Origin of the sequence: Rhizobium sp. GR12 (assembly GCF_036596185.1) — a bacterium.
GTDB classification, from domain to species: domain Bacteria; phylum Pseudomonadota; class Alphaproteobacteria; order Rhizobiales; family Rhizobiaceae; genus Agrobacterium; species Agrobacterium nepotum.
This window is the reverse complement of sequence record NZ_JASXTH010000006.1, coordinates 1-12,075: the sequence shown is the minus strand read 5'-3', so window position 1 is coordinate 12,075 and position 12,075 is coordinate 1. Positions and strand designations below refer to the sequence as shown.

The 12,075-nt window shown below is 58.4% G+C and carries 10 protein-coding genes; 2 read left to right on the top strand and 8 right to left on the bottom strand.

What is annotated here, in order from left to right:
• The first annotated feature begins 98 nt into the window (after positions 1–98).
• A complete protein-coding gene (locus QSK43_RS11720) occupies positions 99–335 on the top strand; it encodes an Lrp/AsnC ligand binding domain-containing protein (RefSeq protein WP_003516842.1) in 237 nt (78 codons plus the stop codon).
• Between the two features lie 241 nt (positions 336–576).
• Here QSK43_RS11720 and QSK43_RS11715 read toward each other — a convergent pair whose 3' ends face one another.
• The 3 genes from QSK43_RS11715 to epmA form a co-directional block, all read right to left on the bottom strand.
• Positions 577–765: a hypothetical protein gene (locus tag QSK43_RS11715; RefSeq protein ID WP_045019798.1), complete on the bottom strand. Its 189-nt coding sequence runs from the start codon at positions 763–765 to the stop codon at positions 577–579.
• A gap of 378 nt (positions 766–1,143) precedes the next feature.
• Positions 1,144–2,208, bottom strand: coding sequence for a lysine-2,3-aminomutase-like protein (locus tag QSK43_RS11710; RefSeq protein WP_332303583.1), 1,065 nt, complete (start codon positions 2,206–2,208; stop codon positions 1,144–1,146).
• The gene (epmA, locus tag QSK43_RS11705) at positions 2,205–3,269 is read right to left on the bottom strand and encodes an EF-P lysine aminoacylase EpmA (RefSeq protein WP_332303582.1); all 1,065 of its coding nucleotides are present in this window, start codon (positions 3,267–3,269) and stop codon (positions 2,205–2,207) included. Before epmA ends, QSK43_RS11710 begins: the two co-directional genes overlap by 4 nt.
• 251 nt (positions 3,270–3,520) lie before the next feature.
• Here epmA and efp point away from each other — a divergent pair, with 251 nt between their 5' ends.
• Complete coding sequence (gene efp, locus QSK43_RS11700; RefSeq protein WP_045019803.1) at positions 3,521–4,090, top strand: elongation factor P; 570 nt, start codon at positions 3,521–3,523, stop codon at positions 4,088–4,090.
• Positions 4,091–4,198: 108 nt separating this feature from the next.
• Here the strand turns inward: efp and QSK43_RS11695 are convergent, their stop codons facing one another.
• The 5 genes from QSK43_RS11695 to QSK43_RS11675 form a co-directional block, all read right to left on the bottom strand.
• Positions 4,199–5,644 carry an efflux transporter outer membrane subunit gene (locus QSK43_RS11695; RefSeq protein WP_332303581.1) on the bottom strand — a complete coding sequence of 482 codons (1,446 nt, stop codon included), beginning with the start codon at positions 5,642–5,644 and terminating at the stop codon, positions 4,199–4,201.
• Between the two features lie 149 nt (positions 5,645–5,793).
• Entirely contained in the window at positions 5,794–8,883 is a 3,090-nt protein-coding gene (locus QSK43_RS11690) for an efflux RND transporter permease subunit (RefSeq protein WP_045019805.1), read from the bottom strand.
• A 53-nt stretch (positions 8,884–8,936) separates the two neighbouring features.
• Positions 8,937–10,139 (bottom strand): efflux RND transporter periplasmic adaptor subunit, encoded by a 1,203-nt coding sequence (locus QSK43_RS11685; protein ID WP_332303580.1) that lies wholly within the window; start codon positions 10,137–10,139, stop codon positions 8,937–8,939.
• A 198-nt stretch (positions 10,140–10,337) separates the two neighbouring features.
• Positions 10,338–10,985, bottom strand: coding sequence for a TetR/AcrR family transcriptional regulator (locus QSK43_RS11680; protein ID WP_332303579.1), 648 nt, complete (start codon positions 10,983–10,985; stop codon positions 10,338–10,340).
• Between the two features lie 2 nt (positions 10,986–10,987).
• On the bottom strand, positions 10,988–11,938 hold the full coding sequence (locus tag QSK43_RS11675; RefSeq protein ID WP_332303578.1) for a phosphoribosylaminoimidazolesuccinocarboxamide synthase: 951 nt from the start codon (positions 11,936–11,938) through the stop codon (positions 10,988–10,990).
• Positions 11,939–12,075 lie beyond the last annotated feature (137 nt).

Genomic DNA, 12,075 nt, shown 5'->3' with positions numbered 1-12,075 from the left:
GGTGGCCGGTCTTGCAAGACCGGCACGGCTCAGCCAATAGTGCGCCATGACGTGTGGCGCAGCGCCACACACCGCAAGTTCCAATACGGGAGATGTCCATGAAGCCCATTTTTGTTCAGCTTCAATGCGAGCCCGGCAAGACCTACGATGTCGCCGACGCCATCTACAAAACCGAACTGGTTTCGGAGCTTTATTCCACCAGCGGCGAATATGATCTGATGCTGAAAATCTATCTTCCGCAGGAAGAGGATATCGGCAAGTTCATCAACCAGAACATCGTCAACATTCCGGGCATCGTCCGCTCGCTGACGACGCTGACCTTCACCGCGTTCTGACGCACATTTCGAGCCTTCGACCGCGCATCCGGCCAATCGAGACGTCTTATTTGGTGGTTGGGGAGGGTGCTTCGGAGGCGCTTTTTCAGCTCAGCGCGTCTTGCGTCATGGATGACTTATGTCATCCGCTGGAAGGATTGTCAGGCAAGAGAAAAGCGCGCCATCGACCCGGTGTTCGGGTTGCAATATTCGGCGCGCTTTGGTTTTGACGGGTCTGTGAGCGGGTGATGGGTTTCCCGCATCAGGCCGCGGCCAGGTTCCGGTTGCGCACGAGATCGCGAATTGCAATCCGCACATCATCGGCGCTGTCGAACTTCTGTTCGTCCAGATCGTGAACGTGGAACTTCACCGCGATGAACTTCAGCCGGTCGTTGTCCGGTATGACGATGCCGACGGGTTCGCCAGCGAATTCAATAACTTGCTTTTGCATAGATATACTCCCGCTGTGGCTAATTAACACAGCATATTGTCGAACTGATTTTCAGAAAATTGAGACCGTCAGGTCACATTCGACAGCAGCGGGAACACATGGATTTAAATCCAGCATTCCAGGACTCAAGACCTAGGGTTGCGTTGATGCGAATATATTTTGACATGACACACTCCCTGTATTGGTGTTGGCCCAGAATCAGGAGAATCGCTCTCCAGTTCCACACTGATAATCCAGACCACCACTAAAATCAATGCTGATTGTTATAGGTAGAATATTTTTCTGTATGATGACAGGAGAGGGGCGGAAATGTGAAATTTTTGTTTTTGTGCGAGGCCGCCTCGAAAAGCCCGACGCATCAGGCTTTTTACGCTTCTTTTAATCGTCGTCAGATGCTGGCGGCGGGTAAATATGATCGTTTCCGTTGAAGTCGGAGACGGAGTAACAGCCATCACGGGTTTTTTCGGCCGCATTTCTGCCGATCATGGCCTTGCCGTGACCGCCCGGTATGTCGAGGACATAGTTCGGCTGGCAAAGACCGGAGACATGTCCCCGCAAGGCGGAGACGATTCGCTGCCCTTCTTCAATCGTCAGCCGGAAATGGCTTGTTCCAGGCGCAAGATCGGGATGGTGCAGGTAATAGGGCTTGATACGGTTCTCGACAAAGGCGCGCATCAACTCGGCGAGAATTGCCGGATCGTCATTGATACCCTTCAAAAGCACGGTCTGGCTGACCATGGCGATACCGGCGTCGATCAATCGCGCACAGGCGCTTCTGGCTTCTTCGCTCAGTTCCCGGGCGTGATTTGCGTGCAGGGCGACATAGGTAGTCTTGCCGCTGGCCTTCAGCGCCTCGATCAGCGGTCCGTCGATACGATCGGGGTCGACGACCGGCACGCGGGTGTGGAAGCGAACGATCTTGACGTGCGGTATGTCTTGCAGCCGCTTCATCAGGTCGGACAGTCGCCGCGCCGAGAGCACCAGCGGATCGCCGCCGGTGAGGATGACCTCCCAGATGGCCGGGTTGGCTTTTATATAATCGAATGCGGCGTCCAGCTCTTCCGGGCTCATCATGCCGTTGCCCTGCGGCCCGACCATTTCGCGGCGGAAACAGAAACGGCAATAAACCGGGCAGACATGCACCGCCTTCAAAAGAACCCGGTCCGGATAACGGTGAACGATGCCGTGCACGGGACTGTGGGCGTCATCGCCAATCGGATCGTCCCGCTCTTCAGGGAGATGGACGAGTTCTGCCGGGTCCGGCACGAATTGCCGGGCGATGGGGTCCTGCGGATCGCGGTTGTCCATCAGGCCGGCAACTGCTGGGGTGATGGCGAGCGCATAACGTTGCGTGACTGCGCGCAGCTCCTCGAGCGCCTCGGCCTCGATCAGACCTGCCTCGAGAAGCGCTTCGGGTGTCTTGATGGTTTCAAGCCTTGTCATCGGCCATATTCCGCGACGGGCGCCCACATGACGAGATCAATGCGAGGAGCGCCGGTTGCCAGCATCACCAGCCGGTCGAAGCCGAGCGCTATGCCGCTTGCCGAAGGCATGATCGCCAGTGCCGCCAGAAAATCCTCATCCAGCGGATAGGTCTCGCCGTAAACCCGCTGCTTCTCGGCCATCTCCATTTCGAAACGTCGTCTCTGCTCGGCGGCGTCGGTCAACTCGCCGAAGGCATTGGCAAGTTCCACGCCGCAGGCATAAAGCTCAAAACGTTCCGCCACCCGCGCATCTCGCGGCGACTTGCGGGCAAGGGCCGCTTCGCTGGTCGGATATTCGTCGAGAATGGTTGCGCGGCCGAAGCCGAGTTCGGGTTCCACCCGCTCCACGATGACGCGGCTGAACATATCTGCCCAGGTGTCGTCATCGGCCACGCGGATGCCGGCATTGGTGAGGCTGGCGGCGAGATGCCGCTCGTCCGTTTCACCGTTTCGGCCGATGCTCGCCAGAAGGTCAATTCCCGCATAACGCTCGAAGGCTTCCGCGACGCTCAGGCGTTCCGGCTCCAGGAACGGATCAACGCTGCGGCCGCGATAGGTGAAGTTCTTCGTCTTGGCCGTTTCAGCGGCGAGCGCCAGAAGATCGGCGCTGTCCTTCATCAGGGTCTCGTAGGTCTCACCGACCCGATACCATTCCAGCATGGTGAATTCCGGGTGATGCAGCGGGCCTCTTTCCCGGTTTCTGTAAACATGGGCGAAACAGAAAATGCGTTCTTCACCGGCCGCGAGCAGCTTCTTGCAGGCGAATTCGGGTGAGGTGTGGAGATAGAGCGGGGCGGCGTCGCCGGCCGGCGTCAGGCCCTGCGTGGCGAAGGCGTGCAGATGTGCCTCGTTACCGGGAGAAACCTGTAACGTGGCGGTGTCGACTTCTAGAAAATCGGCGCGCGCAAAATGTCCGCGGAACGCCGACTGGATCGCATTGCGTCCAAGCAGGAAAGGGCGGCGGTCGGCATGGACATCGGGCGTCCACCATGGCGACATTGTCTCGTTGCTTGAGCCCATCTCTCTTTTCTTTTCCGTCTCACCTGCGGCGCTTCTCGCGGATAAACGGCCCGCAAAACGCCTGATCGCATCATTTAAAGCAATTCCGGGCGGAAAACCGCTAGGCACTCTTCCGCGAATTGCTGTAGAAGGCTGGCAATTCGCGTGGATTTAAGGTAGTTGCGCCCCAGAAAAAAGACAAAACGTCTGCCGGGGCCGGTGCTGCCGCGCAGTCCTTTACGACGCATTTCATCGAGTTACAAGGAAGTCATATGGTCAAGGTTATCGCCTCATCCGTCCGCAAGGGCAATGTTCTCGACGTGGACGGCAAGCTTTACGTCGTTCTTACCGCGCAGAACTTTCACCCGGGCAAGGGCACGCCGGTCACGCAGGTGGATATGCGCCGCATCGTTGACGGCACGAAGGTTTCCGAGCGCTGGCGCACCACCGAGCAGGTCGAGCGCGCTTTCGTCGAAGACCTGAACTTCCAGTTCCTCTATCAGGACGGCGAAGGCTTCCATTTCATGAACCCGGCAAACTACGATCAGGTTGTGGTCGATGTCGATACGATGGGCGATCAGAAAGCCTACCTCCAGGAAGGCATGACCTGCGTTCTTTCCATTCACGAAGGCAATCCGCTGGCTGTCGAACTGCCGCGCCACGTGACGCTGGAAATCGTGGAAACGGAACCGGTTGTGAAGGGTCAGACGGCTTCTTCTTCCTACAAGCCGGCAATTCTCTCCAACGGCATCCGTACCATGGTGCCGCCGCATGTTGACGCTGGCGTCCGCGTGGTCATCGCGACGGAAGACAATTCCTACGTCGAGCGCGCCAAGAACTGAGCCTGATGGCTGGTTAAACAAAAAGCACCGGATGACCGGTGCTTTTTTTGTGCCTGTAACAATAAAAAGCCCGCGTCGAGACGCGGGCTTTTTCATTTGTCTTGTGGCTTACATGCTCTTTGCAGCGGTCCGGACCGGGCCTGCCGGCTTCTTCGGAACAGTGGTCTGGCCAACGGCATAACCGCCACCGAGAGCGACGTTCAGGGAGACATAGTCCTGCGCCGTCTGCTGCACGGCCTGTGCAAGGTTTGCCTGTGCGGTGGACACCTGGCGCTGCGCATCGAGAACGTCGAGCAGCGAGGACGCGCCGTCGCGATAGCTGGCGGTCGAAAGCTGCAGGGCTTCCTGATAGGATGCCACGGTCCTGCGCAAGGCGTCGGCCGTGCGCTGGTCGCGATTGACGGCGGCCAGAGCGTTTTCGACTTCTTCCACGGCTGTCAGAACCGTCTGCTTCCAGACGAGATATTCTTCACGCGCCTGGGAGTTGGCAAGATCGATATTGGCGCGGATGCTGCCGCCATCGAGGATGGGAAGAACGAGGCTCGGACCGAAGGACCAGCCGTTTGCCGAGCCCCTGCCGCCGCCGCTGACGAAGTTGTAGCTAGGCGTGATCGCACCGCCAAGCTCGATGCTCGGATAAAGCTGAGCTTCGGCAACGCCGATCTTTGCAACGGCTGCTGCAAGTTCACGCTCGGCGACACGGATGTCCGGGCGGTTGCGAACGAGGTCGGCCGGAATACCGGTGCGCGGAATGCTGCGGGCGACAGGCTGGCGCGCGCCCTTCTGCAGTTCGGCAATGAGCGACGAAGCCGGCATGCCAAGCAGCGTTGCAATGCGATGCGCCGCCTTGCGGAAGTTGGTTTCGAGGCCGGGTATGTCGGACAGCGTCGAATTGACCAGACCTTCGGACTGAACGACATCGAGACGCGAGGCCGCACCTGCTTCAAGCTGCAGCTTGGTCAGATCCAGCGTTTCGCGGCGGGAGCTGAGGTTCTGGCGGGCAATCGCCAGACGCTCCTGATAATAACGCACGTCGATATAGGCTGCGGCTACCGAAGAAATCAGCGTCAGGCGCTGGACATCGACGGTGGAGTAAGCGGCATCGAGCGATGCGTTGGCGCTTTCCGTGGCTCGGCGGTAACGACCAAAGAGATCGAGCAGCCAGGAAACGCTGAGGCTGCCGGAAGACGCGTTGGTGACCGGAACGTCACGATAGCTGCCCTTGGTTTCGCTTGTCGTGTGGCTGCCGCTGGCCGTCAGGCTCGGCAGGGAGCCTGCACCGGCCGAAACAACCTGGGCCTCGGCCTGATTGATGCGCTCGATCGCCTGCATCACCGTCAGGTTCTGGGTCAGACCGGTGGAAACGTAACCGTTCAGGCGGCTGTCGTTAAAGGCTGTCCACCATGCGACGGTGCTCATGTCGCCATTACTGGTTTTTCCGGCTTCCGCGAACTTTCCCGGCAATTGAACTTCCGGCGTCTTGTGGTCGGGTCCGACAACGCAGCCCGAGAGCAGCAGCATTGTCAGGGGAAGAGTAGCGCGAATAGACAGCATGTAATTTTCCCAATTCTCTAGTTGGCTTACCGAGCGCGGCTTACTGACAAATGGGCTGCGCGGTCGATATGCCGTAGAAACGTGCATTTACCAAATCGGCAACATTTCTAGCAGCGTATTAACGGTAGGCACAGCCCATTTTTGTTTTGTTAACGCCTTGAAAGGCGACGAATGATGACGAAAAAGGACGGAACGAAGAAAATTCCGAGCAGTGTTGCAGAAAGCATACCACCCAGCACCCCGATACCGATTGCATTTTGCGCGGCGGAACCCGCCCCGGTTGCTATCGCGAGAGGTACGACGCCGAGGATGAAGGCGAGCGAGGTCATGATGATCGGGCGCAGGCGCAGCTTCGCCGCCTCCAGTGCCGCTTCCACCAGACTTAACCCGTGCTCCTGCCTCTCCTTGGCGAATTCGACGATCAGGATCGCGTTTTTCGCGGCAAGGCCGATGGTCGTCAGCAATCCCACCTTGAAGTAGACGTCGTTCGTCTGGCCGAAGAGATGGGCCGCAGTCAATGCGCCGAGGACACCCACCGGGACGGCCAGAATGACCGAGAACGGGATCGACCAGCTTTCATAAAGGGCAGCCAGGCAAAGGAACACGATGAGAACCGACAGCGCGTACAGCATCGGCGCCTGCGAGCCGGAAAGGCGTTCCTGATAGGAGATGCCCTGCCATGCCACAGTGTAACCGCCCGGCATGCTTGCCGTCAGGCGTTCCATCTCGTCCATAGCTTCGCCGGAAGCCACGCCTGCGCCGGCGGTGCCTTCAAGCGAGATTGCGCCTGTGCCGTTGTAGCGTGCCAGTGACGGCGGCGCGTTGATCCATTTCACCTCGCTGAAGGAGGAGAAAGGTACCATCTCGCCGCTGGTATTGCGGGCATACCAATATTTCAGGTCGTCCGGCTGCATGCGGTAGGGCGCATCACCCTGGACGTAGACCGGCTTGAGTTCGCCGTTCAGGGTGAAGTCATTGACATCACGTCCGGCAAAGATCGTCGACAACATCAGGTTCACGGAGGATAGATCGACGCCCATGGCCCCCATCTTTTCCTGATCGAGAATGATCTTCATCTGCGTTTCGTTGTCCTGGCTGTCGCTTCTGAGCGAGCTGATCTTCGGATTGCTCGTGGCAAGCGCGATCAGTTCCTTGGAGGTGGCAGTCAGTGACTCGGTGCCGTTACGGCCGCTATCCACGAGATACATCGAGAAACCGCTCGATGTGCCCATGCCCTGAATTGCAGGCGGCAGAAGCGGAAACACCTGTGCATCGCGAAAACCGAAGAACGTACCCATCGCACGCTGCACGATGGCGCCGGCATGCTGATCGGGTGCGGTTCTCTCGGTGAAGTCCTTGAGCTTGGTGAAGACGATCGCGTTGTTCTGGCCGGAACCGCTGAAGCTGAAGCCAAGCACGCCGAAAACCGATTCGACATTGGCGGCTTCCTTTTCACGGAAGTAGTTCTCGACCTGTTTCACCACCTCGTTGGTCCGTTCGATATTCGAACCCGTCGGCGTCTGAATGATAGTCAGAAGCACGCCCTGGTCTTCCTGCGGCAGGAACGAGCTTGGCAGTTTGGTAAAGAACCAGGCGCAGCCGCCGACGACGATCAGGAAAAGGATCGTCACGCGCAGGGGCCGCTTCAGCAGGTAGCCGATGGAGGAAACATAGCCGTTCGTTGTGTTGCTGAAGCCGCGGTTGAACCAGGCACCCGGACCGCGCTGCTTTTTGGTATGGTCGATGGGCTTCAGCATCGTGGCGCAAAGCGCCGGTGTCAGAACGATGGCGACCACTGCCGAAAGCAGCATGGCCGAAACGATGGTGATCGAGAACTGGCGATAGATGATGCCGGTCGATCCGCCGAAGAAGGCCATCGGAATGAACACGGCCGTCAACACGAGCGCGATGCCGATGATCGCGCCGGTGATTTCACCCATCGACTTTTCGGTTGCCTCGACCGGCGACAGACCCTCTTCCGACATGATGCGCTCGACGTTTTCGACGACGACGATGGCGTCGTCGACAAGAAGGCCGATTGCCAGAACCATGGCGAACATGGTGAGCGTATTAATTGAATATCCTGTCAGTGCGAGGATGCCGAACGTGCCGAGAAGCACGACGGGCACGGCGATCATCGGAATGAAGGTGGCTCTGAGATTCTGCAGGAACACCAGCAGAACGACGAAGACGAGGATAATCGCTTCGATCAGCGTGTGTACGACTTTCTCGATCGACAGCTGTACGAAGGGCGTCGTGTCGTAGGGATATTCGATCGAGACGCCTTCGGGCAGCGAGCCTTCGACGGCGGTAAGCGCCGACTTTACGCGCGCTGCGGTATCGAGCGCATTGGCGCCCGTGGCGAGGTTGACCGCAAAACCGGCCGAGGGACGGCCGTTCGAACGGGAATCGCCGCCATAGGTTTCCTGGCCGATTTCGATGCGCGCCACGTCGCTCAGACGAACGGTTGCGCCGTCCTTCTCGACTCTCAAAATGACCGATTCGAAATCGGCAACAGTGGTGAGCTGGCTCTGAGCCGTCACCGTCACGTTCAGCTGCTGACCCTTGACGGCGGGTACTGCGCCGAGGGCGCCGACCGAAACCTGGGTGTTCTGGCTTTCGATGGCGCCGGTGACGTCGGCCGTGGTCAGCTGGTATTTGTTGAGCTTGAACGGATCCAGCCAGATGCGCATCGCATATTCGGAACCGAAGACGTTGATGCTGCCTACGCCTTCGAGGCGTTTGATCTGGTCTTCGACACGCGAGGAAAACACGTCGCCGAGGTCGGCCGAATTGCGCTTGCCATCGGTCGAGATCAGCGCGCCCACCATCAGAATGCTCGATGTCGAACGGCTGACCTGGATGCCCCGCTGCTGCACGGTATCGGGCAATTGCGACTGGACGAGCTGCAGCTTGTTCTGCACCTGAACCTGCGCGATATCAGGCAGGATGCTGTTGCCGAAGGTCAGCGTTACTTCGGCGCTGCCGGTCGAGGATGACGACGTCATATAGGTCAGGTCGTCAAGGCCGGTCATACCGTCCTCGATGATGGTCGTCACCGATTTTTCGACCGTTTCGGCGCTGGCGCCGTTATAGGTCGCGCTGACACGAACCGTCGTCGGCGCAATATCGGGATATTGCGAGATGGAGAGCGTCACGATTGCCAAGGCGCCGCCCAGCATGATGACGATGGCGATAACCCATGCAAAAACGGGGCGCCTGATGAAGAAATGGGCCATGGCAGTCCTGCCTTACCTTTTACGAGCTTCAACCAAGGGTTTGGTGCTCATGTTTATTTCGAGGGGGCGGCGGCAGGCGGAGCTTGCTGCGGCAGAACGACGATACCGCGATCGTCGATGGTCACTTCCACTGGCGCGACCGTCGCGCCGTCGGCAATCCACTGGAAGCCGTCGACGATGAGCTTGTCGCCATCCTTGACGTTTTCCGTCACCAGCCAGGCGTTGCCCGACTGCTGGCTGGACGCGAAGGTGCGTGTTTCCACCTTGTTTTCCGCGGAGACGAACTTTGCGGTCAGTTCGCCATTGGCGTTCCGGCTCGCCGCGCGCTGCGGTATGCGGAACCCCATTTCCTTGCCGATGGTCAGTGTGGCGCGAACATAGGTGCCGGGAAGCAGCAGGTCGTCCGGATTGTCGAAGAGGGCGCGGATGGAGAAGGTGCCCGTGGTTTCGCTCACCGCCATGTCGGACATGTCGATCTTGCCGTCGTGCTTGTATTCGGTGCCGTCTTCCAGCGTCAGGTGAATGCCGGTTTCCTTGGTGTCGCCACCGAGCTGGCCGGAGGAGATCGCCTTTTTGAGACGCAGGAGATTGATGCTGGATTCCATCAGATCGATGTAGATCGGATCGATACGGCGCAGCGTCGTCAAAGCCGTCGTCTGGTTTGCTGTCACCACGTTGCCGATGCTGAACGCGGTTGCGCTGGCGATGCCGTCGAAAGGCGCGCGGACCTTGGTGAGATCGAGGTTGATTTCAGCCGTTTCCAGCGCGGCTTTGGTCTGGGCCACATCGGCTTCGGCCTGAAGCAACGTCACCTTTGCGTTTTCATATTCGATCTGCGTTGCGCCGCTGTTGACCAGTCGCTGGTAACGGGCAAGGTTCGCCTGGGCGCTCGGAACGCTTGCTTCGGCCTTTGCCACGCTTGCCTTGGCCTGCGCCACTTCCGCCAGATAGGTGTTGTCTTCTATCTGGTAGAGAACGTCGCCCTGCTTGACCTCGCTACCTTCCTTGAAGGGGATTTCGCGGATGATGCCGGTGACGCGCGGTCGGATTTCCGCTGTCTGGAACGCGCTGGCGCGGCCGGGAAGAACGGTGGTCAGGGGATATTCGCTGGTCTTCATCAGAATGATGCTGACCGGAGACGGCGGGCGCTCGGCACTCTGGCCGGCGGTCTGGCTGCTCTCGCCGCCATCGCTGCATCCCGCGAGAACTGCGGTCATGCACAGAGAAGCAAATAGGGGTAAAATACGTCGGCTCATTGTTCTTCCCTGCGTATCGGTCGCATTCAACTATAAGCGCAATATCGCTCGGCGGATGCGCGTCCGGGAAACAGACGACAGGCGAAAGTCCAAATGGGGACCTTCTTCGCTCAATCTGTTCGGACCGCCATTCGCATAGAAGCGCAGGCTTTCACGCTTCGCAAGCAATTGCGAGAAGGTGACGTAAGTTGAGAATCGTCACTTAGCAAGTGGGTTGCGCAATCCCGCTTCGATTAAATCGACCAGTTGATCGCAACGTGTTGCCAAATTGCCGATATCTTCCCGGGCGATGAGGACGGGATGGATGACGCTGGTCAGGGCGTGGAGCACGTTTTCGGCCAGAACGGGAATGTCGGCGGCGGCGTAGACACCCTCATCCACACCGTCGCGAATAATCTCGGCCAACAGGTTCGCGATGACGAATTTGTAGTAGTCGCCGCACTTCATGTCCTGCTTGGCCGTCATCAGGATCATCTCGAATATATAAGGATTGTCGTTGAGGTTCTGATGGTGCTGCTCCATCAGGGTGCGGGCGAGATGGCGCAACCTTGAAAGCGGTGCATGGCTTTTGTCGAGCGGGTGGATTTCCCGCTGGAATGCACCGATCTGCTCGAATCCGATGGCATCGACGAGCGCGTTCTTCGAGTTGAAGTTCTTGAAGACGTTGGCCGGCGACATGCCGAGCGCAGCAGCGATATCGGCAATCGCCACGGCATTGAACCCGCGCTCCCGAAAAAGCTCTTCGGCTTTGGCGAGAATATCCCGCCGCGTCTCTTCGGCGGAACGGCGAGGCCGGCGCTTGACGGGAAGGTCGTTCTTTCTCACCTGTTCGATCGTTTTGCTCAAGGTCAGACTCCGGGGAAAAACTGCTCCAGATTCCGGCGTACTCTTGCGAGCGGCGTCTCGCCGCTATCGTCGGGAACGAAGCTTTGTCCGGTGATGCGTTCGTATGCATCAATATACACCTTGGACGTCTGCAATACGAGTTCCTGCGGAATTTCGGGAACCTCGTCCTTATAGGGGTCGCAGCGTTCGGCAACCCAGGCCCTCACGAAATCCTTGTCGAAGCTCGCCGGCCGTGCGCCGTTGCGGAAGCTCTCTTCATAGGTTTCAGCCATCCAGTAACGGCTGCTGTCAGGCGTGTGGATTTCGTCGGCCAGAATGATCGTGCCGTTTTCATCCGTCCCGAATTCATATTTCGTATCGACGAGAATGAGGCCCTGCTTTGCGGCAATCTCCTGCCCGCGCCTGAACAGTGCCAGCGCGTAGCGGGATAGCGTGTCCCATTGCTCCTGCGTCAGAAGTTTCTTCTCGACGATCTCGGCGGGCGTCAGCGGCTCGTCGTGGCCGCCATCGAAGGCCTTGCTCGTTGGCGTGATGATGGCTTCGGGCAGGATCTGGTTGTCCTTCATCCCGTCCGGCAGGCTCATGCCGTACATCTGTCTCTGACCCTTCTTATAGAGGGTCAGGATGGATGTGCCGGTAGTGCCGGCCAGATATCCGCGAACCACCACCTCTACCGGCAATATTTCAAGCCTCTTGCCGATGACGACATTCGGATCGGGGTAGCTGACCACATGGTTGGGGCAGATGTCCTTCGTCTGCTCGAACCAGTAGCGCGCCGTCTGGGTCAATACCTGTCCCTTATAAGGAACGCAGGTAAGGATGCGGTCGAATGCACTGAGGCGATCGGTGGATATGATAATACGGTTGCCGTCGGGCAGATCGTAGTTTTCCCGCACTTTGCCACGGTAATAATTCGGCAGCTCGGGAATGACGGCTTCATCGAGAATGCGCACGGGTTCTCCAATTCTAGGCTTTATAGGGGGCATCGGACACCCCAAGTCTTCTGAAACTCTTGTCCGTTCCTATTGCATGTTTCACTGAACAGGACCAGTCGCCACATAAAGGAGGCCTCCACGGCCCTTGTGGATCA

What these genes read in the sequence shown, in the direction of transcription:
- efp (WP_045019803.1), top strand. Translation starts at nt 3,521, where the DNA reads ATGGTCAAGGTTATCGCCTCATCCGTCCGCAAGGGCAATGTTCTCGAC.
- QSK43_RS11690 (WP_045019805.1), bottom strand. Translation starts at nt 8,883, where the DNA reads ATGGCCCATTTCTTCATCAGGCGCCCCGTTTTTGCATGGGTTATCGCC.
- QSK43_RS11685 (WP_332303580.1), bottom strand. Translation starts at nt 10,139, where the DNA reads ATGAGCCGACGTATTTTACCCCTATTTGCTTCTCTGTGCATGACCGCA.
- QSK43_RS11720 (WP_003516842.1), top strand. Translation starts at nt 99, where the DNA reads ATGAAGCCCATTTTTGTTCAGCTTCAATGCGAGCCCGGCAAGACCTAC.
- QSK43_RS11710 (WP_332303583.1), bottom strand. Translation starts at nt 2,208, where the DNA reads ATGACAAGGCTTGAAACCATCAAGACACCCGAAGCGCTTCTCGAGGCA.
- epmA (WP_332303582.1), bottom strand. Translation starts at nt 3,269, where the DNA reads ATGGGCTCAAGCAACGAGACAATGTCGCCATGGTGGACGCCCGATGTC.
- QSK43_RS11715 (WP_045019798.1), bottom strand. Translation starts at nt 765, where the DNA reads ATGCAAAAGCAAGTTATTGAATTCGCTGGCGAACCCGTCGGCATCGTC.
- QSK43_RS11695 (WP_332303581.1), bottom strand. Translation starts at nt 5,644, where the DNA reads ATGCTGTCTATTCGCGCTACTCTTCCCCTGACAATGCTGCTGCTCTCG.